This is a genomic window from Nocardia jiangxiensis NBRC 101359, assembly GCF_000308615.1.
GTDB classification, from domain to species: Bacteria; Actinomycetota; Actinomycetes; order Mycobacteriales; family Mycobacteriaceae; genus Nocardia; species Nocardia jiangxiensis.
In genome coordinates this window covers 49743-70423 of the sequence record NZ_BAGB01000164.1, presented here as the reverse complement: position 1 = coordinate 70423, position 20681 = coordinate 49743, and the positions used below count along the sequence as shown (strand labels likewise).

The 20681-nt window shown below is 64.1% G+C and carries 19 protein-coding genes; 7 read left to right on the top strand and 12 right to left on the bottom strand.

What is annotated here, in order from left to right:
- Positions 1 to 98 precede the first annotated feature (98 nt).
- The 4 genes from ON40_RS39590 to ON40_RS39575 all read left to right on the top strand — a co-directional run bounded on the left by ON40_RS39590 (position 99) and on the right by ON40_RS39575 (position 3984).
- Positions 99 to 926, top strand: coding sequence for a TauD/TfdA dioxygenase family protein (locus tag ON40_RS39590; protein WP_040830610.1), 828 nt, complete (start codon positions 99 to 101; stop codon positions 924 to 926).
- The gene (locus ON40_RS50795) at positions 923 to 1387 is read left to right on the top strand and encodes a MarR family winged helix-turn-helix transcriptional regulator (RefSeq protein WP_157186732.1); all 465 of its coding nucleotides are present in this window, start codon (positions 923 to 925) and stop codon (positions 1385 to 1387) included. Before ON40_RS39590 ends, ON40_RS50795 begins: the two co-directional genes overlap by 4 nt.
- A gap of 189 nt (positions 1388 to 1576) precedes the next feature.
- Entirely contained in the window at positions 1577 to 3034 is a 1458-nt protein-coding gene (locus ON40_RS39580; protein ID WP_040830690.1) for an aldehyde dehydrogenase family protein, read from the top strand.
- Between the two features lie 392 nt (positions 3035 to 3426).
- Positions 3427 to 3984 carry a cysteine hydrolase family protein gene (locus ON40_RS39575; RefSeq protein WP_245568193.1) on the top strand — a complete coding sequence of 186 codons (558 nt, stop codon included), beginning with the start codon at positions 3427 to 3429 and terminating at the stop codon, positions 3982 to 3984.
- Between the two features lie 269 nt (positions 3985 to 4253).
- Here ON40_RS39575 and ON40_RS39570 read toward each other — a convergent pair whose 3' ends face one another.
- From ON40_RS39570 to ON40_RS39550, 5 genes are all read right to left on the bottom strand, one after another.
- A complete protein-coding gene (locus ON40_RS39570; protein ID WP_051194292.1) occupies positions 4254 to 5033 on the bottom strand; it encodes an SDR family NAD(P)-dependent oxidoreductase in 780 nt (259 codons plus the stop codon).
- Between the two features lie 4 nt (positions 5034 to 5037).
- Entirely contained in the window at positions 5038 to 6648 is a 1611-nt protein-coding gene (locus ON40_RS39565) for a GMC family oxidoreductase (RefSeq protein WP_051194291.1), read from the bottom strand.
- A 68-nt stretch (positions 6649 to 6716) separates the two neighbouring features.
- Positions 6717 to 7964 carry a cytochrome P450 gene (locus ON40_RS39560; RefSeq protein ID WP_083896269.1) on the bottom strand — a complete coding sequence of 416 codons (1248 nt, stop codon included), beginning with the start codon at positions 7962 to 7964 and terminating at the stop codon, positions 6717 to 6719.
- A gap of 33 nt (positions 7965 to 7997) precedes the next feature.
- The gene (locus ON40_RS39555) at positions 7998 to 8966 is read right to left on the bottom strand and encodes a PDR/VanB family oxidoreductase (protein WP_083896268.1); all 969 of its coding nucleotides are present in this window, start codon (positions 8964 to 8966) and stop codon (positions 7998 to 8000) included.
- Between the two features lie 158 nt (positions 8967 to 9124).
- Positions 9125 to 10279: a CapA family protein gene (locus ON40_RS39550; protein WP_051194290.1), complete on the bottom strand. Its 1155-nt coding sequence runs from the start codon at positions 10277 to 10279 to the stop codon at positions 9125 to 9127.
- Positions 10280 to 10963: 684 nt separating this feature from the next.
- Here ON40_RS39550 and ON40_RS39545 point away from each other — a divergent pair.
- Positions 10964 to 11449 carry a MarR family winged helix-turn-helix transcriptional regulator gene (locus ON40_RS39545; RefSeq protein ID WP_063713187.1) on the top strand — a complete coding sequence of 162 codons (486 nt, stop codon included), beginning with the start codon at positions 10964 to 10966 and terminating at the stop codon, positions 11447 to 11449.
- A 58-nt stretch (positions 11450 to 11507) separates the two neighbouring features.
- Here ON40_RS39545 and ON40_RS39540 read toward each other — a convergent pair whose 3' ends face one another.
- The 7 genes from ON40_RS39540 to ON40_RS39510 form a co-directional block, all read right to left on the bottom strand.
- A complete protein-coding gene (locus ON40_RS39540) occupies positions 11508 to 12278 on the bottom strand; it encodes an SDR family NAD(P)-dependent oxidoreductase (RefSeq protein ID WP_040830605.1) in 771 nt (256 codons plus the stop codon).
- 40 nt (positions 12279 to 12318) lie between these two features.
- Complete coding sequence (locus ON40_RS39535; protein ID WP_051194287.1) at positions 12319 to 13785, bottom strand: aldehyde dehydrogenase family protein; 1467 nt, start codon at positions 13783 to 13785, stop codon at positions 12319 to 12321.
- 3 nt (positions 13786 to 13788) lie between these two features.
- Positions 13789 to 14325: a VOC family protein gene (locus ON40_RS39530; protein ID WP_157186731.1), complete on the bottom strand. Its 537-nt coding sequence runs from the start codon at positions 14323 to 14325 to the stop codon at positions 13789 to 13791.
- Positions 14309 to 15184, bottom strand: coding sequence for an NAD(P)/FAD-dependent oxidoreductase (locus ON40_RS39525; protein ID WP_040830601.1), 876 nt, complete (start codon positions 15182 to 15184; stop codon positions 14309 to 14311). The genes ON40_RS39530 and ON40_RS39525 overlap by 17 nt, the downstream gene beginning before the upstream one ends.
- Positions 15185 to 15186: 2 nt before the next feature.
- Positions 15187 to 16890: a UGSC family (seleno)protein gene (locus tag ON40_RS39520; RefSeq protein ID WP_040830600.1), complete on the bottom strand. Its 1704-nt coding sequence runs from the start codon at positions 16888 to 16890 to the stop codon at positions 15187 to 15189.
- A 5-nt stretch (positions 16891 to 16895) separates the two neighbouring features.
- Positions 16896 to 17774, bottom strand: coding sequence for an alpha/beta fold hydrolase (locus tag ON40_RS39515; protein WP_040830598.1), 879 nt, complete (start codon positions 17772 to 17774; stop codon positions 16896 to 16898).
- Positions 17775 to 17991: 217 nt separating this feature from the next.
- The gene (locus ON40_RS39510) at positions 17992 to 18546 is read right to left on the bottom strand and encodes a TetR/AcrR family transcriptional regulator (protein ID WP_040830597.1); all 555 of its coding nucleotides are present in this window, start codon (positions 18544 to 18546) and stop codon (positions 17992 to 17994) included.
- 103 nt (positions 18547 to 18649) lie between these two features.
- Here ON40_RS39510 and ON40_RS39505 point away from each other — a divergent pair, with 103 nt between their 5' ends.
- Both ON40_RS39505 and ON40_RS39500 read left to right on the top strand, forming a co-directional pair.
- Positions 18650 to 19522: an SDR family oxidoreductase gene (locus ON40_RS39505; RefSeq protein ID WP_051194286.1), complete on the top strand. Its 873-nt coding sequence runs from the start codon at positions 18650 to 18652 to the stop codon at positions 19520 to 19522.
- 205 nt (positions 19523 to 19727) lie between these two features.
- Complete coding sequence (locus tag ON40_RS39500; protein WP_040830682.1) at positions 19728 to 20474, top strand: SDR family NAD(P)-dependent oxidoreductase; 747 nt, start codon at positions 19728 to 19730, stop codon at positions 20472 to 20474.
- Positions 20475 to 20681 lie beyond the last annotated feature (207 nt).

Here is a 20681-nt window from a genome sequence, read left to right as displayed (position 1 = left end):
GTTGTCAAATGCCATACATCTAGCTATCCTAATCATAGTCATTGTTCAGTGCCCCTGATCGTCTCGGACGGCGGGGTGGAGGATCAGGAGAAACTCGGATGAAGGCCGTTACCATCACTGACAACGTCGGTGTCGAATTACAGGACCTCGATCTGTCGAAGCCGTTCGACGCGGACGAGATCCGCATTCTTCGCGGTGCGTTCGACACGGGTGGTGTTGTGCTGGTGCGCGGGCAGAAGTTGCGCGACGAGGATCACGACCGATTCGTGACTTCGCTCGGAGACCTGCACACTTTCCGGTGGGGCAGCACCGTCGAATACCTGTCCAACGTCATGAAGGACAACCCGAGCCTGGCGGGGAGTCGTCGACTGCTGTTCCACAATGACGGTGCATACCGCGGCAACATCGCGTCCGGTACGTCGCTGTACGCGCAGGACGTATCGCCGACTTCGCCTCCGACTGCGTTCGCCAGCACCGTGCGCGCTTATGAGAACCTGTCCGATGAACTCAAGGCCAGGATCGAGAACCTGCACGCGTACAACATGTTCGACCCGCGGGATCTGGACGCGGAGCAGAAGCGCGTCATGCTGGTCGACTATCCCGACGGGGCAGACCTGTCCCCGATCCAGTCCGCGGTGCATCCGGTCGTTACGGTCGTGCCCCACACCGGGAAGAAGGCGCTGTTCGTCAACGAGTTCAACACCAGCCACATCGTCGAGTACGGACCGGGTTCCGAAGAGGGCGAAGACCTGCTGCAGACGCTTTTCGCCGCGCTCTACAAGGAAGAGAACATCTACACGCACCATTACGAGAACGACGACCTGGTCCTGTTCAACAACCTCGCGGTCCAGCACGCGCGCACCGGCCAAATCGACCGCAACCCGCGTACGCTACGGCGTCTCGTTCTGCAGAGCTTGAACTGGTGATCCCTACGACTGACCGCGCGGACATACTCGAGCTATCGGGTCGGATCCGAGCCGTCGTCGGGCACCTGATCCGCCGTGTACGCAACGAGTCCGGTACGTCGCTGTCGTGGTCGCAGAGTGCACTCCTCAGTGCTCTGGACCGGCGCCCTCGCTCTACTGCCAGTCAGCTCGCCATGGACAATGGGCTTCGGACGCAGACCGTCTGGGCCACAGTCGACATTCTCGTGGCGCGAGGGCTGGCCGAGCGAGCGCGAGATCCGGAGGACCGGCGAAACGTCCGAATCACGTTGACGTCGGCCGGGCTCGAGGAACTGCTCAGCGACCGACAGGTCCGGGAACAATGGATCGTGGACGTGTTGATGCATGAGTTCTCGGACCCCGAACGCAACCTGCTGGTGGCTGTGATTCCGCTGCTCGAGCGTCTTGCCGGATCGGCGCGAACACTGGAACAAGATCGCTGATGGTGCGGCGTCTCCGGGGAATTCGCGATTGATTGCCGACCGCGCGTCGCCGACCCCAGCCATGGCGTCATCGCCGGTTCCGGATGTGGGAGATCCCGTGTCTCGGTACCGGCGATCTGCGTTCTACCCCGGGCGATATATTCTTGTTATCATAATCAGACTTTATTGGACTGTGTGAAGGAACGCGCGATGGTCGAGAATTTCGAGATGTACATCGATGGAGGATGGCGGCCGTCCGCCTCGGGGGAGCTCATCGAATCCATCAACCCCTTCACCGGGGAAGTCTGGGCCACTGTTCCGGCTGGTACCGCCGAGGATGTCGATGCTGCCGTCTCGGCGGCCGTGCGGGCGTCGGCCGATCCGACGTGGACTCGTAACCCGAAGCTGCGCGCGAAGTTGCTGACCAAGCTCGCCGACGCGCTCGCGGACGAAGCCGAGGTACTGGCGGTGACGGAGAGTCGCGACAACGGCAAGACCATCCGCGAGGAGCGGTTGATGAACAAAGCTGTGCCGGACTGGTATCGATATGCCGCGGCGCTGGCGGAAACCGCGGCTGGTGAGACCCCGCGCGGTAATGACCCCGCGGTGCTCAGCCTGACCGAACGGGAACCTTACGGCGTGATCGGGATCCAGACGCCCTGGAACACGCCTGGCGTGCTGCTCGCGCAGATGGCGAGTACGGCACTGGCAGCTGGAAACACGATCGTCGTGAAGCCGTCCGAAATCGCGCCTTGCTCGTTGCTCGAGTTCGCCCGAGTCGCGCACGAGGTGGGGTTCCCGCCGGGGGTGATCAACGTTGTCACCGGTCTGGGGCCAGTGGTGGGGCAGGCATTGTGCGAGCACAGCGGCGTCGACAAGCTGACCATGACGGGCGGGCCGGAGGCGGGACGGACGGTTGCTACGCACGCCGCCAAACGGTTGGTGCCGGCGGTGATGGAGCTGGGTGGGAAGTCGGCGAACATTGTGTTCGGCGATGCCGATGTCGACAGGGCCGCAGTTGGTGTGGCGGCCGGCTTCTCGACCTCGGGTGGCCAGAGTTGTGTCGCTGGGACGCGTGCGCTGATCCACCGTTCCGTGTACGACGAGGTGGTCGAGCGCATAGTCGAACTTCTGTCGAAGTTGCGCCTCGGTGATCCCGCTCTACCCGACACCGATCTGGGGCCTATGTGTACGCCCGCGCAAGTCGAGCGTGTTCAGTCGTTCGTCGAACGCGGTATCGCCGACGGTGCGACCCTCCGGTTCGGTGGGCGTACCTCGGAGCACGACGGGACGTTGTTCTATCCACCTGTGGTTTTCACCGATGTCAAGCCTGATATGTCGATCTTCTCGGAGGAGATCTTCGGGCCGGTGCTGTCTGTTCTTCCATTCGACACCGAGGACGAGGCGATCAAACTCAACAACGCGACCCCGTACGGGTTGGCGGCCGGAGTGTGGACTCGGGACCTCGACCGAGCTCATAGGGTGTCGCGGGCTCTCAAGGTCGGGACCGTCTGGGTGAACCACTACCGGCGTGGCGATGCCGCCTTCCCGTTCGGCGGGTGTGGCAACAGCGGATATGGGCGAGTCAGCGGATTCGACGGGTATCGAGAAATGTCGCGCACCAAGAGCATTCAGATCCTCCTCGGTGCCGACGAATCGGGCGCGTGAGGTCGCCTTTACCCGAACGTCGGCCGAGTGTGGTAGGCGAGCCTGTGTGTCGCAGGACATCGTCGGCGCAGTTATGTTCGGTCGCAATCGAATTCGGATTGCGGCCGATACGGCGACCGCACTCGCTACGGGGCCGGGACAATTTCGGCGGCCAGGCGGCAACTGCGCCCCCTCGCCGGCAGTGTGGTTCATGCCGAGGCCCGCGCGCGACTACGGCCGACCCTGACGGCGCTACCGTTAAAGCTGCATATAGTTAAGGGAAACTTTCAAGGATATCTAGATGCAATGCCCAGGGCATCGGTGTCCTGCATCGGATTTTCTGTGTTTGCATTTCAAGTTATTATGGGCATAATAATCATCTACTAGGTCACTCAGAACTCTGGAGACGTATCGTGGGTACTACCGCACTGTTGGTCATGGACTTCCAGGTCGGAATCGTTGGTTCGTTCGGCGACACGCCACCGGCTGCGGTCGCCGCAGCCTCTTCGGCCGTCACGGCGGCACGTAAGGCCGGAATTCCGGTCGTGTTCGTACGGGTCGCGTTCCGGCCCGGCTATCCGGAGATTTCCCCCAGGAATCAGAACTTCTCCGCCCTCCCGGGCTATGGCGACGTCTTCCACGAGGGGGCTCCCACTACGGCGCTCGTCGCCGAACTGGGCGCGACGGATGCAGACCCGGTCGTCGTGAAGCGTCGTGTCGGTGCGTTCGCCAGCGACCTGGCTCAGGTGCTCGGTGGTCTGGATGCCACGCACCTTGTGCTCGCCGGCCTCACCACCAGTGGCGTCGTTCTCTCCACTGTTCGGGATGCTTCCGACCGGGACTATGAGTTGACCGTCTTGAGCGACGCGTGTGCTGACCCCGACGAAGCTGTGCACCGGGTGCTGGTCGATACGGTCTTCCCGACGCAGGCCCAGGTGGTTACCGTCGCCGAGTGGGCCGCGAAGCTCTGAGCGGTACTACCGTCTTCCGGGCGACTACTGATGTCCGCGGGTTCTGTTGCCGACTCGACGTCGTGACGTGTCGATGTCGGTTCGAGCCCGCGGTATTCGTCCCCGGTTCGAGGGGAGGTGGGGTATCTGCACCAGGTTTGGGCAGGTACCCCACCTGCGTTCGGCCAGGTCGCGGGTGAACCGAATCCGCTGGTCGGCGATCGTTGAGTTGTGCGACCGGGTCGACGTGGAGGACTCGCGCGGCGAGTCGGTGGCGCGGGCCCGCGCAATCACGCGCTGGACCAGCCGCCGTCGACAGACAGAACCGCACCGTTGACATTGGACGCTTCGTCGCTGGCCATCCATGAGATCGCGGTAGCGATCTCGTCCGCCTCCGCCTTGGGCGGCATGGTGGCCTTGGCGATTTCTGCTCGCTCGAATGCCCAACCGCTGCGGTCGGACTTGGTGTGCATTTCGGAGTGCACGCCGCCGGGCAACACCGCGTTGGATCGGATGTTCTGTGGTCCGTAGAACCACGCGATGCTCTTGATCATGCCCAGCACGCCGTGTTTCGTCGTGGCATAAGCGACGCCGGCCGGCCCGGCACCCAATGCGGCGCGCGATGCGACAGTGACGATCGCGCCACCGCCCGCGTTCAACATCAGTGGGAGTACAGCGCGCGACATCCGCATCACACCAGTCAGATTGACGTCGACAACTCGCAGCCAGGTATCGTCGTCGACCTCACCGAGGGGGCGGTATTGGTCCATCGCTCCGGCGACGTTGGCGAGTATGTCGATCCTGTCGCCGGCCGCTGAGACAAGAGCATCGATGTCGGCCTGGGCGGTGATGTCCGCCTGCAGCATGGTGACGTCAAGGGACTGCTCGGCAAAGAACTGCTCGGCCGCCTGCCTGGTGTCGGAGCGGACATTGCAGCCGAACACGCTGGCCCCTTCACGCGCCAAGCGTGCGGCGGTCGCCCGGCCGATGCCGCTTGCGGCACCGGTGACGATAGCGATCTTGCCGTCGTGCCGGTGTACATCTACCGGCCTCGAGTCGAATGTGGTCATCGCTCTACCTCGCTTCCATCCCTGCCTCGCGCTGTGGGGCTGCGATCGGCGGGTGTTCGGACCTGATCAGGTCGGCGGCCTTCTCTCCGATCATCACGACGACCGCGTTCGTATTCGACCGAGTGATGCTCGGAAGTACCGACGCGTCGGCGACGCGGAGGCGTTCGATCCCGTAGACCTGCAATTCGGGGTCGACGACACCGCCGATTGCGCACGTGCCGCACGGATGATGGGTGGTGGTCGCGGTTGCCCGGGCGAAACGTAGGATCGCATCGTCCGTCCAGCTTTCCGGTCCGTGAAACTGCCGTCCGGTAGTCACTTCCCGAAAGGCGGATTGTTCCGAGATCTCCCGCATGCGACGCAACCCGTCGCAGGTGACGCGTCGGTCATGGGCCGTCATCAAGTAGTTGTGCACAATCTTCGGTGGTGCCGCCGGGTCGGCGCTCCGCAGGCACACCGACCCGGTGCTCGTCGGCTTGGATGGCCATCCGACGAGCGAAACGCCCTCGCCGGCAATGCCGATCATCCCGCCGATGCGCGCTGGGACGCCGTTGACCTGCCAATCCGGCTGTGGCAGGCTCGCACTGGACCGGATGAAACCGGATGTCTCGCCCACATTGGAGCTGACCGGTCCGCGACCGCTCTGTTCGAACTCGGCAAATGCCGGTGGGGTCAAGGAAGACTCGAGACCTGGAACCGTCGATTCGAAGCACATGCCGACGCGTAGGTGATCCTGCAGATTGAGGCCGACCGGAAGGTCTTGACGGACAGAGATACCGAGAGTTTCCAGGTGTGCGGCCGGGCCGATGCCCGAGAGCATCAGCAGTCGGGGGGAACCGTAGGCGCCCGCCGATACCACGATCTCTTCCGCGTAGTAATCCGTCACACGACCCGACTGCGCCGCTCGAACACCGACCGCTCGGTTGCCGTCGAAGAGAAGCTCCAGAACGTGCGTTTCGGTTGTGACAGTGAGGTTTCGGCGACAGAGGTTGGGGTGGAGATATCCGCGAGCGGCGCTCCACCTTCGTCCAAGGCGCTGCGTTACCTGCGCATATCCGACACCTTCTTGTGTCGCCCCGTTGAGGTCGGGGTTGAGCGGATAGCCGGCCTGCTGCGCTGCCGCGAGAACGGCCGCGCTGAGCGGATGGCGCGACCGGCCGTCCGACACGGCGAGTGGGCCGCCGGTTCCGTGGTAGGTGTCGGGCCCGCGGTCGTTGTCCTCGGACCGCCGAAAATAAGGCAGCACCTCCCGATAGCTCCAGCCGGACGCACCGGCCGCGGCCCACTCGTCGTAGTCGGTGGCAGCGCCTCGGAGGTAGACCATCGAATTGATCGATGAGGAACCTCCGAGCACACGCCCGTGATTGAGCGTTATCACCCGGCCGCCCAGTCCTGGCTCGGACTCGGACCGGAATGCCCAGTCATACCGCCCGTCGAGGAAGGACGGTGCGCGTACGGGAACGTCCAGTTCGGGTGCGTCGTCCGGCGGACCGGCTTCGAGCAGCAGCACCGAAATGTCGGGGTCCTCGGTGAGCCGGGCCGCGAGTACGCTGCCGGCGCTGCCCGCCCCGACGATCACGTAGTCGAATGCACGGTCCCGTCGGAATGAGGTCATACTGGCGTCTCCACGAGATCTATCGGCGTGCCGCACCGTTCGGGTCCGGCATCGGTCTTGTCAGGCGGTCACGCGTCGGCCGGGGCCGGCATGATGACGTCGTATCGGCTGTGTCGGCGGCCGCCAACCGGTCCGCCCTCGACCTGCTGGCCTGCGGGATCCGGGCGGACGCCGTGGGTCAGCAGGAACCGGAGAAGTTTGATCAGCAGCCCTTGCGCCTCTTCGCCGCCCTGGTCCCACAGCAGCAGCGGCCGTCCGAGACATACGTGCGGTCCGGCGCCGAGCCCGACTCCGAAGGGGTGGATCTTGGGGTCCGATGGCATGCGGAGCGGGTCGTAGCGGTCCGCGTCATCGCCGAAGATCGCCGTCTCCCGGTTCGCGGTCTGCACCCAGAGCGACAGCCAGGTGCCTTCGGGTATTTCGCGGCCGGTCGTTTCCAGCACAGTGTCCTTGGCGGCGATTCGCACCAGGTGCGGACGGGAGGAGCGGTGCAGCCGCATCGTCTCTTTGACGGCTCGGTTGAGGAAGCCCTTCGTGGTCGACTCGGTTCGGTACTCGGGGTGGGTTCCGAGCCAGGATGTGAGATCGTCCAGCGCCCACGCCATCTGGGAGACAGGGTTGTTCACCGAGGCGGCCAACAGCGCGATCAGCTCGCGGAAGATCACGTCGATGTCGGGGTTGTCGCCGCCGTGGACCAACATGCTGGTGATGAGGTCGGCGGGCAGGTCGTCCTCATTCCCGGACCGGCGAGCCGCCTCGATCAGCGATCTGCGCCGCTGGAGGCTCGGGTCGAACATCTCCTCGCGAATGCGGGCGCGGGAGTACCGAGCGGAGGAGAGGATCTCTTGATGCCGTGCCTCGGGCTGATATTCCAGCGTCAGGCCCTCGAGGACCGGTTTGACGAGATCCTGGAAGCGCTCGACCTGAGCGGGATCGTCTATCCCGTCCAGCCCGACGAAGGCGGCCGTCACCCGCCAGACGACCCGCCTGCCCAGACTGACGAGGTCGAAGTGCACATTGCCGTTCCGCGGCTCATGTGTCTCGACGACGTGCTGGAGATACTGCTCGAAGATCTCGTCCACGAGGGTGCCCTCGGCGCCCCAGGGCTGCTCGGCGCTGATCATTTTCATCAACGCCCGTCGTCGCGCCAGATGTTCACGGCCGTCCGTCGCCACGAGCGTGCCGTGCACGAACTCCATCGAGCCGGCTTTCGTTCCGCCGACGACGAATTCCCTGCCGCGTCGCAGGATCTCCTCCACCTCGGCGAACTGTGTGATGTCCACAAAGGTCGTGCGATCCCAGGCTGTCTGCGTCATGCTCTCTACGGTCCTTCCTAACGTAACGGCGTATCAGAGATCGAGGACCAGCCGGGGAGAGCACGACCGACCGACACAGATCAACATGGTGCCGTCTTCGTCGTGTTCCTCGGGCGTCATCATCGTTCCGCGGTGGTCCGGCTGTCCCTCCAGGACCTTCGTCTCGCAGCTGCCGCAGTAACCTTCCTGGCAGGAGAAGTCGATGTCGTCGCGAATCCCGCGGACAACCTCGAGCAGAGACTGATCGGCCCCCACGGTCAGCGTGACTCCCGACTGGCGCAGCTCGACTTCGAAGGGCTTGTCACCGCCATCGGGAATCGGTGGTGCCTCGCCGGCAGTGAAGCGTTCGATATGTAGGAGATCCGTTGTATTAGCTGCTTCGCACGCCTTGCCTACGGCCTCGAGCAGACCTTCCGGGCCACAGCAGTAGATCTGCGTATCGGCATCGATACTCGCGACTACTCCCGTGACGTCGATGAGTCCTTCGGTGTCCTGGGGGACGAGGGTGACTTGCGTCGGGTAGCGAGAGAGCAGCTCTGCCCCGAAGACCATCGAATCCGCAGTGCGCCCGCCATAGACCAGCGCCCAGTCCGCGCCCAGCCGTTCGGCCTCGTCGATCATTGCCTTGATTGGCGTGATACCGATGCCGCCGGCCAGGAACCGGTACTTCGGTGAGTTCACAAGCGCGAAGTGGTTGCGTGGCCCGCTGATCGAAAGCTCGGTCCCGACCTTGACGGAGTCGTGGATCTCCGCTGAGCCACCGCGGCCGCTGGGCTCCCGGAGCACGCAGACCGTGTATGAGCTGGTGTCAGAGGAATCGCCGCACAACGAGTATTGCCGGGAGAGCCCGGAGGGGAGGTGTAGGTCCACGTGAGCGCCGGCTGACCAGCTCGGGAGACTACGGTTGCCGACCGGGGCGAGGACGAGCCGGACCACGTCGGTAGTGATCTGTTCCGCCTCGATTACGCGGATCGTCGTGCGACGCGCATCGTTCTGATCCATCGGGGCTCCTTTGACCGATGTAATTGCTGATCCGGCCCAAGCTGCCAGGCGATGGGCTGAGTCTGCTTATCATGATGATACTTTTTGGAGGGTGTTTCAAGGGCTCGGCGCATCCGCCGAGTTCGCAGTGGCCGGGCGCGGTTGTGTCCGTGGGGAAGTCAGCTCGAACTGCCGAGATCCACGACTATGCCGGTTTCGTCGCGGCGCATCGGAACTTCGAAGCCGGCGGCCTTCGTGATCTCGACGACGTGATTGAACAGATCGTCGAACGCAGGGTCTTGGGCGCCGAGAAGTGCGGGCTGACCGTGACGGTTGATCAGACACGGCAGGAATCCGACTTCGCTGATCGTTCCGTTCTCGATTCGCGCGCGTGCGATCATCGTGCTCCGAGCGCTCGCGTGGAATGGATATGTCGGATAGTCCGGCTGGTACGCCACCGCATACTCCGCGTGGAAGTCCTGCATCTCCCGGAGCGCGGGGCTGTCGGCGTGCGCCGACATGTCGACGTCCATGACAAAGTTGCCGAGCCCATGAAAGATGACCTTGCCCCGGTATATCTGGATGGGCTTGAGCACATGCTGGTGGCAGCCCAGGATGAGGTCGGCCCCCGCATCGATCGCCGCCTGCGCGATCTCGGTCTCGTAGTCCGCAATGGTGCCGGGAACGAAGTGAAGGCCCCAATGGGGTGTCACGACGACGACGTCCGCGTGTTGTTTCGCTGTACGGATATCGTGTTCCATCCCGGCGAGATCCTCGGGGGATGTCGTGGTGTGGATACGCGGGGGAGATCCGGGCTGCTCGGGCTCGCCCTGCTCGTAGTCGGTTGCCGCCCGCAGCGGCGTGCAGCCGGGGCTGTCCGAGGTCGCGGCGTAGCCGGGCCAGAGGATCGACGAATACGCCAGGAACGCCACCGTGGTGTCGCCGGATCGCACGATGGCCGGGCGCCGGGCCTCCGTCAGGTTCGCGCCCGCACCACAGGTCTCGATGCCGAGGTCGGCAAGTACCTGGAGCGTGTCGTAGAACCCGTCCTCGCAGGCGTCCATATGGTGGTTGTTCGCGAACGACATCACGTCGAAGCCCGCGCGCGGAAGCGCCGTGGCGTTGCGCGGGTCCGCGCGAACCATCCCGCGGGCGTGGGGGTTGCGACTGCCTCGTCCGGAGTAGGTGGACTCGCAGTTCCCGTAGGTGATGTCGGCTGCCCGCAATGCGCTCGCGACCAGGGCGAACGCCGAGTCGGGCTCGCCCCGGTCGACCGCGACGTCGCCGACCGCCCGGAGCTCGACGATGCGGCGTCGGGAGGCAGGTTTGGTCATGGTTTCTCCTCATCGGCTTCGAGACCGGCTGGAGTCGTCGTCGGCGGATTCGCCAGGTCTCGGCTCGTTCGGTCGAAGGGCGCAGTGTCTGCCCAGGATGTCGACTGTGCGGGGGCCTGCTGACCGTATGAGTCTCGGATGAATCAGGTCCGCCACGTCGATGGGTCAGTGTGCGAGTTCGCCTACCGGCGCGGCGCGCCGGCGCGCTCCTCTCGGTGGGTGACGCGTCGTTGTGATCGAGGCGCCGTGTCGCCTAATTGTGGACGTGAATATCGGCAATGTCAACAGGCTGCCTGTGTAACTGTCCGGCGGATGTCGCCGTCGTGTCGCCTGTTCTGAATGGCTTGGTGCGGCCGAATTGCTATTAATAATATCGCTGTTCATGTCGTAGCCTGAGGGGTGAAGCCCGCTCGTCGATCGGCCTTCAGGTGTGGGTTCGACTCGTCACCGGCGGTGGGGTGCGGCTATGTCGCGTCTCCGTTCCGCCGTGGTCCATCGTCTGGGCTTTGGAGCCTGTGATCGGCGGCAGCTCGGATACGGGCTCTGATACTCGCCGCGATCATCGCGTGCTGAATCATGCTTGCCCGACAGGCTCTCGACCTGTTCGTGGCCGCGACGGTGATCGTGAAGTGGCCCCATTTGAACAGGTTGCCTGAGCAGTATTCATGCTCATACTATGAGCAGATGGAATCGACCTCCGACCGCACGGAACCTCCGGTGCTTGCTTTGAACATCGGGCTGGCGACTACGCGGCTGCGGTCACGATTGCGCCATGAGCAGACGCGGGTCACCACGGGGCAGACGATGTCGCAACTGTCGGTTCTGGGCCGGATCCGGGCCGATGGCCCGATTACGGCAAGTTCTCTCGCACGCGCGGAGCATGTGCGGGCCCAGTCGATTGCCGAGACTATCGCGACGCTGAAGAAGCAGGGGCTCGTGGAAGCGAGCCGGGACCTTGCTGATGGGCGAAAGACCCTCTTGTCGGTGACGGAATCCGGTCGTCGGATGGTCGATTCGATTGTCGATCTACGAGGTGCCTGGCTCGCCCGGGTGATCGAGAAGACGATCTCACCGGGCGAGCGTGAGGTCTTGGCCGAGGCGATGGAGATTCTCCTCCGGGTCGCCGATTGCCGCCTCGGCGAATTGTCGGCCGACGCGTGGCGAGCCTGACCAGGGCCGCCGAATCGGGTGCCGACTGGTCCAGGTTTCGGCCAGGGCACTGCTGTAATCAGCGCATCATCGTCCGTCCGCCGTCGACAGCCAGCGTTTGCCCGGTGATGAAGCGGGCTCCGGGGCTGGCAAGGTAGATGAGATACGGTGCCAGGTCTCGGTCGGCGTCGCCGAGCTTGCCGTCGATGGGGGTGACCTCCCGAAGCCGCTGCTCGGTGCGGGCTCGTTGTTCCGGCGTCATCCCAGCGCGGTGAGCGGCTGCCATCGGGGTGTCGATTCCGGGGCAAATGGCATTCACCGTAATCCCATAGGGGCCCCACTCCATGGCCGCACTGCGGCTCCAACCCAGGACCGCCGCCTTGCTGGCCGCGTAGTGGCCCCCGCCGGGGAACCCGCGCACACCGGCTCCGGACGCGAAGTTGATGATCGCGCCGCCGTGCTCTTTGAGGAGGGTGAACGCCACCTGGTTCGTGAGCAGGGTTCCCAGAGTGTTGACCGTCATTTGGCGCTGCCAGTCGTCGGGGGTGATGTCCTCCGCTTTCGCGTGGAGCATTATGCCGGCCAAATGCACGAGTACATCCAGACCGCCGAGTTCTTGGGCGAGTTCCCCGAAGGCGGTCGTAACAGAGTTCTTGTCGGTCACATCGCAGCGGGCGAACTTGGCGAGACCCGTGACTTTGACGCCCGCAGGGGTTCCGGCGTGTTCGGAGCGGTCCTGGACGTCGACGTATCCGACTTTTGCGCCGACCTCCGCATATGCGTTGACGAGTGCAGCGCCCATCCCTTGGGCGCCGCCGGTGACAATGATTCGTCGTCCTTCGAGCAACACGGCAAATGACCTTTCTGATAGGGATGCATCCGTGCGGTGATCAGGCGGGTGGCCAGTATCCGTCCGGAATGGTGAAGTTGACGCATTTGGTGTGCAGGAACTCGTGAATTCCCGCGGCGCCGAATTCACGGCCGAAGCCGGACTGCTTGTAACCGCCGAACGGTGCGTTGAGGTTGACCCGGCCACCGTTGATACCGACCAGACCGGACTCGATGTGCGACGCGAACGCGGCGGCACGTTCGGCGCTGGCGGACCAAACGGCCGCGTTGAGACCGTATGGCGTGTCATTGGCGATCCGCATCGCCTCGGTCTCCGAGTCGTACGGGAGGATCGAGAGCACCGGGCCGAAGATCTCGTTGCGCGCGATCGTCATCTCGGATGTGACGTCGGAGAACACTGTGGGGGCCACGAAGAACCCACGATCCGGAATCGGCGCGCCGAGCCCGCCGGTGATCAGCCGGGCGCCCTCGGCAGACCCGGATTCGATGAAGGCGCGCACGCGAGCTTGCTGGCTTGCCGAGACGAGTGGTCCGGTCGTCGTCCGAGCGTCCATTGGATCGCCGAGCACCAGCTTGTCGGCGGCTGCCTTGGCGTATTCCTCCGCTTCGCCGAGCCGGGCACGCGGCACCAGCAAGCGGGTGAGAGCGGCGCAGGTCTGCCCCGAGTTTCCGAAGCATCGCGCTGCAGTGGCGGTGACCGCCGTCTCCAGATCAGCGTCGTCGAGGACGACGGACGGCGATTTGCCCCCCAATTCGAGTGAGACCGGCTTGAGCGTGGCCGCCGCTGCTGTCGCGATGCGGCGGCCGACTGTGGTCGACCCGGTGAAAGAAACCATACTCACCTGGTCGTGTTCGACAAGTGCTGAGCCTGCTACGGACCCGGGGCCGGTGAGCAGGTTGAATACGCCGGCAGGAACTCCCGCTCGGTGGATGGCCTCGGTGAGTTCGAAGACACCCAACGATGCGAATTCCGATGGTTTGAGCACCACTGTGCAACCGGCGACGAGTGCCGCGCCGACCTTCGCAATGGCCTGTTGGAGAGGATGATTCCACGGAGTGATCGCACCCACGACGCCGATCGGTTCCTGTACGACGACGCTGGTGCCGACTCGCTCCTGCCATGGGACGGTCGCCGCGGCCGAGATGAAGCCGGCCAGCGTGCGGAGCGGATATCCGACCTGGGTGCTCTTCGCCTCGGCCAGGGGGACGCCGAGGTCCGCGCTCACGATCTCGGCGATGGTGTCGGTGCGCTCGGCGAGTATTTCGGCGATCCGGCGCAGTAGCTCGATGCGTGTGCCGACGGCAGTCTGCCGCCAGCTCGGCAGTGCTTCGGTCGCGGCGGCTACAGCCTGATCGATGTCGGCTGCTTCGGCAGCCGGAATATTTGTGATTACCTGTTCGGTGTAGGGGTTGATCACCGGGTGAGTGCGTCCACTCTCAGCGGGACGCCAGGTGCCGCCGATGTAAAGACTCTGGTAGTGCTCCACCGTGTCCTCAGCTTTTCGCATAGGTCAGTGCCGGTCTTCGGGAACGCCGAAGAAGGGCGAGTCAGGCGGGTACAGGTCGCGCAACAGCGGCCGATCCGTGTTGAGCGTGCACAGTTCGAACGTGATGTTCGACGGCCCGCGGAAAAATCCGGCGCGAGTGGGCTTCGACCGGTCCGGTGAGACACCGCAGCACGGCCAGCCGAGCGTGTCGAGGCGAGCCTCCTCCGACCAGAAATCTTCGGCCCACACGCCGACGTGATGGAAGGGATTTCCCGGGGTCGCCGCGAGCGGAGTCCCGGGATTTTCCTCGAAGAGTTCGATGACAGTGGGGCCCGGGGTCGAGAACGTCAGCCGGGTGTCGACTTCGTGGACTACCCCGTGCTCATCTCGCATCTTGCCGGCGAAGCCGTAGATATTCCGCCATTGGACACCCATCGCATCGCTGAGTTCTTTCATCGTCTCTTCGAGCCGGGGAACAGCGAACGCAATGTGGAAGATCTGAGCCATGGAACTCCCTCGTTCCGCTAGATTTTGTGTCGGTTGGTTACCGCGCTGCGGCAATGACCGCCGCTACGTCCTTGCCCTCTGCGATGGCGGCCGCTGCTGTGCCTGCGTTGCCGGCGCGGACATCCCCGATCGCGTACAGCCCGGGGGTCTTCGTTTCGTAAGCCGGACCCGTCAGGACGCGCCCGGCGACGTCTCGTTCGACTAGCTCGGCGACGAGCTTCGTGGTGGGCACCCGGCCCACGGATGCGAACACGGCGGCGACTGGAATGGGCGTCGTGGTGGTACCGGTGTCGACGACCACCGCCTCGACCTTGTCCGCCCCGTCGATCCGCAGCGCATTCCCGGTCACCCGAGTCACGTCGCGTTCCGGATCGGAAAACAACGCGGGATCGTCGATGGTCGAGTCCGCGATGACGGTAACCGGGATGCCGAAATCGGTTAGCGCACGGACCTCTATCGGCGCCCAGCGATCAGCGGCGACCACAGCCACCGGGGATCCGGCGTAGAGCGGCCCGTCACAGGGTGCGCAGTACGACACCCCACGCCCCTCCCACTCGGCGCCACCAGGGATGTCGAGCTTGCGCGGTTCGCTTCCGGTCGCGAGCACGACGAATCGCGCATCCCAGCGCTGCGACGGGGAGATCACACTGAATCCGTTCCCGCTGTGTGTGATCTCCTCGACTTCGGCCAGATCGAGCGCGGCGGTTGTGCGGTCGAGCGTGTCCAAGAGGTCACCCGCGGCGTCCTGACCGGTGAGCCCGCCGTCTTCATCGAGCGGGAACGGATTGCTCATCAGCTCACCGCCCGGCCCGAGGCGTTCGATCAGCCGGGTCGTCAGGCCGAGCTGCGCGCAGGCCGTGGCGGCCGACAGTCCGGCAGCGCCGGCCCCCACGACTACGACGTCCCACACCATGCTCACCATCGCACCCTGGTCGGGATCCGTGGTCCGTGCACGTGGTTGTTGACGTAGTACTTCGACTGATTGCGCGCAGAATCGCCGTTCACCACGATGGCGAGCCGCTCCGGAAACGGGATGACCGGCACCAGACGGTCCGGGTCATCCGATTCGCGGTAGGCGTCGCGAGCCGTGCCGTCGACAAGCCGCTCTTCGAGGTCGGACACCTGGAGTCCGACCGCCGTCGTACATCCGATCCACTGGCTCCACGGGACACGGGCGCGTTCGCCGAGCTCACGCCGGATGTCGTCCTTGCTGTAGCCATTGCGTGCGAACACCGTGGCGATGCCGGGTGACATCACCAGCAGCGGCTGCCATTCCTTGAACGTCAGGCCGGTGTGCGACCAGTGCCCGCTCGCACCCGCGATGTGCTCGGCGAGGACCCGCAGGTGCTCGTCGACGGTTTCGCCTTCGGTGTAGATCGGCAGGCTGAATCCGACCACGCTCTGTACCGCGACCGTGGTGTCTTCCGGTGCGAACCCCTGCTCTTCGCGCAGGGTCGGCCATCCGAGCTCACGGGTGACCTCTTCGTTCTCGGCCAGTGCCACATGGGTCGGAGCCCCGAAGGTGGCCTTGTCGGTCGCTCCCGGTGGGCCGACCAGGCCGGCGACGTTGTGGAAGAACATCCGAAGGAAGCGGCCGATCGTCGAGTTCGCCCGCGTTCCCAGCCGAAGTGACGCGGTCGAGCTGTTGAAGCCGAGCTCGCCGAGATCAGGTCCGCTGATCAGCGCGAACGGCTCCCACCCTGGGGTACATCCACCGTGTTCGATGCCGAAGCGCGGATCCAGGATCGACTCCACCGCCGCGAGAAGCATCGGCAGATGACGCGGATCGCAGCCGGACATCACCGCGTTCACCGCCACGTTCCACACGGTGGCCTCTTGGTTCGCTGGCAGGGCGACCCCGAGCACCTCGTGCGGATCACGAGTGGTGTGCGCCAACATGTTCGCGATCGCGTCCAGCGTCGGCGGGAGTATCGGCAGCCCGTCGGACCACAACCGGTCTTCGAAATACCGTTGCACCGCCTCGAGCGTCCCGGTGAACACCACCTGCTCGGGCCGGTACGGATCCGCCGACTCGCTGGAGCTGTCATCGGTGGCTTCTGCCCGGCGGAGCAGACCGTCCATCGCTTCAGGGACCATCGATTCCCCCACCTTGCGGTGAAAGGTGTCGAGCCCATCTGTCATCACGACGCCCGGATATCGGGCGATGACTTTGTCGGCCAGGCCCAGGGCGCGCCCGATCGCCTCGGCCTGCCGGACGAAACCTTCGGCGATGAGGCCGACGGCGGGGATACCTTCTCGCTCGGCCACTGCGCACGCTCGCATCACCGCGGGCGTGCAGCTGCCGCAGGCGCCGACGCCGATCACCACGGCATCGACCTCGGCCTCCTTCAACCGGGCCGGGAGCTGGTCCATGACCTTCGGTTCTTCGGGACCATGGAAGTTGCCGAAAGCAGGGTGGTCCACGAAGACGACCTCGTGCCACTCCTGGCGGACCGCTGCGAGGATCTGCTCCATCATCAGGTCGCCTCGGAAGAGGTGGTTCCAGACGAAGCCGATCCGCTTGCCGGAGAGGGTCGGAACTCCTTGTGCGCGGGTGATCGCCGAACCACCGAATCGCCCAGCGGGGGAGACGACGGCGTACTCACCTTCGTAGCTCATCGGGGTCAGTCACCTTCGCCGAGGAGGAACTTGATGTGCAGGTCGTTGAACTCGTCAGCCTGCTCGTACTGCGGCCAGTGTGATGCGTTCTCGATGAGCTTGAACCGGACGTCCGGAATGTGCTGAAGGTGCCGCTGGGCGTCGGCGAAGCTGTGGATCGGGTTGTGATCGGTCCACACCACGAGGGTCGGCGCCTTGATCGAAGCGAGCCGCTCGGGGGTGAGGACGTAATGCTTTTGGTCCTGAGGGTCGAACAGTTTGCGGAACAGCTTGTGCAGAGCCGCATTGACATCCGGCCGGGAATAGATTCGCTGGCGGAGAGCGACGAACTCCTCGGGAACCGCCGTTGGATCGGCGAACAGCCACTGCATCCGCTTGCGCACAGTCTCCGGGCTCGGGTCCCGCAGCGCGCTGGTCATGCGGGCCAGCAGGTCCTCGACGTCCTCTTCGTGCCGCTTCTCTTCGACCGGCAGACCGCCCGAGGTGTTCAGCACGAGCCGTTCCACCCGGTCCGGCTGGGTCATCGCCACCCATGCCGCGACACGACCGCCGAAGGATTCGCCGCTGATGTGCACGCGGTCGGCACCGATCGTGTCGAGGAAGTCGGCCATGAAGGTGCCGAAGTCGTCGGTGGAGTACTTGCCGTCGGCCGGTGCATCGGTGAAGCCGTGGCCGAGCATATCGGGCGCATAGCAGCGGAAGTGCGGCGCGTGCGCGGCGAATTGCCGGATGTACGCCTCGGCGTGCCCTCCACCACCGTGCAGGAACACCAGCGGCGGACCGTCTCCGGCCTCGAGCACCCGGGTGCGGATACCGCCGACCATGCGGTATCCCTGCGTGATCTCGGTGCCCAGCACGTCGAGCCAGATGGATTCAGTAGTCATGACATACTCCTCACACAGGGGGTTGTTCATGCTTACGGTAACCATAGTTAATGTGCCCCGCAAGCCTTGACTCCGAGGTGAAAGGCAGTTAAGTATGACTATCTTATGTACTTCATGACCATCGAGAGGGTAGTGGGGCAGCAGCTCGAAGGTGATCCGACGGATGAGGTTGGGTCGGCCCTGCCCTCGGGCAGCTACGCATCGGTTGGGGGAGCGCTCAACCGTCGAGCAGTGCCCGGACGGTCTCGACTGCGGTAGCGCGACGGCGCTCAGGGTCGGCTGCCGGGTCGATCATGGGGCTCAGGGGGGTGCAGACAAGGGACAGATGGATGATGACCGTGAGTAGCTCGTCCGGAGGGAGCGTGCTGGCCAGGTCTCCGGATTCCTGGGCCTCGAGGATGCGCTCGGTCTTTTGCTTGACGCTCTCGTGCAACGCCTCCGGCATCGGGTGACTGGGATGTTCGAGCTGTCGCCAGGCGGTCAGCCGGACCACCTCGGGGTGGCTCGCGTAGTAGTCGAACAAGGCGCCGACGTACCCTGGCAGGTTTCTTGCATCCATGGGTACGTCGTCCACGGTGTCCTCTATCAGCCGGCTGAAGACCGTATCGAACAAGTCGAGTTTGCTGCCGAAGTAGCGGTAGAGCAATGCGTTGTTGACCCCGGCGTTCTTGGTGATGCGATCGACCCGGGCGCCCGCGATGCCATACCGGGCGAACTCCTCCATGGCGGCGTCCAGGATCTTCTGACGTGTTTCTTCTGCGCTGCGTGCCATGCCTTCAGAGTAAGTAGGTAGGTGGTTACTTGACAAGCTGCGCAAGGCGTTGCTAGCTTCTTCGTTGTAAGTAACTTCCTACTTTCAACGGAGACAGACAGCCATGAACAACACCGTCGTCATCACCGGCACTGCATCCGGCATCGGCCGGGCCACCGTGGAGAAGTTCGTAGCCGAGGGGTGGAACGTTGTCGCGACCGTCCGCAAAGACGCCGATCTCGAGGTTCACCAGCACCTCGACCGGGTTCGCACCCTGCTGCTCGACGTCGACGACGAGTCGGCCGCGCCGGGCTTCGCCGAACAGGCCATCGCCCAGTTCGGTCAGGTCGACGTCCTGGTGAACAATGCCGGCTACTACCAGATGGGGCCGCTCGAGGCCTCCACTTCGGATCAGATCCACCGTCAGTTCCAGACCAACGTCTTCGGCTTGATCGCGCTGACTCGCGCCTTCCTGCCGCACTTCCGCACCCGGCGGACCGGTGTGATCGTCAGCCTCTCCTCGATCAGTGCCGAGCAGGGCTATCCGTTCACCTCGGTGTACCAGGCTTCCAAGGCCGCAGTGGCCAGCCTCACCGAGGGGCTCAATATCGAGCTTGCGCCGTTCAACGCCTCGGCAAAAGCGGTCTTCCCGGGCAGTCACAACACCCGGATCTTCTCGAAGATGGATATCGCTCAGGACATCCCGGACGACTATCAGGCCGCGCTGGACGCGTTCTTCAACACGCCCCAGGCCTCGTACGGCTCCTCGCCGGAGGTTGCCGCCGGGGTGATCTACCGCGCCGCCACCGACGGACAGCCGCAGCAGGTGCGCTACTACGCCGGCCCGGACAGCGAGATCATCCCGCGGGCCAAGCAGCTGCTCGGTCCTCAGTGGTACTGGGAGGAGTTCCGTGCCGCGAACACAACCGGCGGTAGCGTCCTGTGGTCGAGTCTGAACCGGACCGGTGACGGGACCGCCCTCGAAAAGAATCTGTGATCAGTCCAGCGACACTGGGGTGCAGGGCCATTCGATCGAATCGGGTGGCCCGCACGATCATGAAGACCGTTGATATCTCGACGTTACGGTAGATCTCGAATAAGCAAATCGGCGGCGGTGGACATCGCGCCGCTCATCGGAACGAACATGAGAAACCTGTTTGAGTGCCGCAGCCCACGAAATATGCGGCGAGGAGATGGCGAGCATGAATGAGCAATTCTCGGGAAAAGTGGCTCTGGTAACCGGGGCCGGGTCTGGTATGGGCCGCTCGACGGCGCTACTTCTGGCGGCGCGGGGCGCGGCTGTAAGCATTGTCGGGCGTCGACCCGACAGGCTCGCCGATGTGGTTGATCAGATCACTTCGGCCGGAGGACGAGCCCTCGCCATCCCCGGTGACGTCAGCCTCCCTGAGACCAATGAACGGGCAGTCCGTCGAACCGTCGAAGAATTTGGTGAGCTACACTACGCTGTCAACAACGCCGGTGTGACAGGGGTCTTCGCGGATATTCCCGACATTACATACGAGCAATGGCGTAATACGGTCGATATTGATCTGAGCAGCATCTTCTTCGGGCTCAAATACGAAATTCCCGCGATACTTCAATCGGGTGGTGGTGCAATCGTCAACGTATCGAGTGTGTTCGCTGATCGTGGTGGACCGACGGCCGACTACTCCAGTGCAAAGCACGGTATTCGCGGTCTGACCAGGACTGCCGCAATACAATATGGCGGTCGCGGCATCAGGGTGAACGAGCTGCAGCCCGGGGTGATTGATACAGAAATGACTCAGAGGGATCCCGAGGGAACTCGGCAGGTTGCCGACACCGGAATTCCGATGGGGCGTGTTGGCAGCGGTGACGAGATTGCTACCGCAGTCGCTTTCCTCCTGTCGGAGGAGGCGTCGTATGTCAACGGCTGCCACCTTGCGGTCGATGGAGGGTTCCTGGCGTGAGCTGTATCCCTGCGCGGGCGTTTCCGACTGCACGGACCTGCGGGCGCATCAGGAGGACCGTGAGCGGCTCGACGAGAAGGAACCCGTCATCCTCACCACGTGGAGGCTGCCGACGGCACTGCTCATGAAACAAGCTAGACGCGAATACGACTACGGCCCGCCGATCCCTGTGAACAGGGATCGGCGGGCCGTAGTCGTGTGGAACGG

Bases quoted from the DNA above. Each gene is read 5' to 3' on its own strand.
- ON40_RS39590 (WP_040830610.1), top strand. From the start codon at position 99: ATGAAGGCCGTTACCATCACTGACAACGTCGGTGTCGAATTACAGGAC.
- ON40_RS39580 (WP_040830690.1), top strand. From the start codon at position 1,577: ATGGTCGAGAATTTCGAGATGTACATCGATGGAGGATGGCGGCCGTCC.
- ON40_RS39570 (WP_051194292.1), bottom strand. From the start codon at position 5,033: ATGACCACATTCGACTCGAGGCCGGTAGATGTACACCGGCACGACGGC.
- ON40_RS39565 (WP_051194291.1), bottom strand. From the start codon at position 6,648: ATGACCTCATTCCGACGGGACCGTGCATTCGACTACGTGATCGTCGGG.
- ON40_RS39560 (WP_083896269.1), bottom strand. From the start codon at position 7,964: ATGACGCAGACAGCCTGGGATCGCACGACCTTTGTGGACATCACACAG.
- ON40_RS39555 (WP_083896268.1), bottom strand. From the start codon at position 8,966: ATGGATCAGAACGATGCGCGTCGCACGACGATCCGCGTAATCGAGGCG.
- ON40_RS39550 (WP_051194290.1), bottom strand. From the start codon at position 10,279: ATGACCAAACCTGCCTCCCGACGCCGCATCGTCGAGCTCCGGGCGGTC.
- ON40_RS39545 (WP_063713187.1), top strand. From the start codon at position 10,964: ATGGAATCGACCTCCGACCGCACGGAACCTCCGGTGCTTGCTTTGAAC.
- ON40_RS39535 (WP_051194287.1), bottom strand. From the start codon at position 13,785: ATGCGAAAAGCTGAGGACACGGTGGAGCACTACCAGAGTCTTTACATC.
- ON40_RS39525 (WP_040830601.1), bottom strand. From the start codon at position 15,184: ATGGTGTGGGACGTCGTAGTCGTGGGGGCCGGCGCTGCCGGACTGTCG.
- ON40_RS39520 (WP_040830600.1), bottom strand. From the start codon at position 16,890: ATGAGCTACGAAGGTGAGTACGCCGTCGTCTCCCCCGCTGGGCGATTC.
- ON40_RS39515 (WP_040830598.1), bottom strand. From the start codon at position 17,774: ATGACTACTGAATCCATCTGGCTCGACGTGCTGGGCACCGAGATCACG.
- ON40_RS39510 (WP_040830597.1), bottom strand. From the start codon at position 18,546: ATGGCACGCAGCGCAGAAGAAACACGTCAGAAGATCCTGGACGCCGCC.
- ON40_RS39505 (WP_051194286.1), top strand. From the start codon at position 18,650: ATGAACAACACCGTCGTCATCACCGGCACTGCATCCGGCATCGGCCGG.
- ON40_RS39500 (WP_040830682.1), top strand. From the start codon at position 19,728: ATGAATGAGCAATTCTCGGGAAAAGTGGCTCTGGTAACCGGGGCCGGG.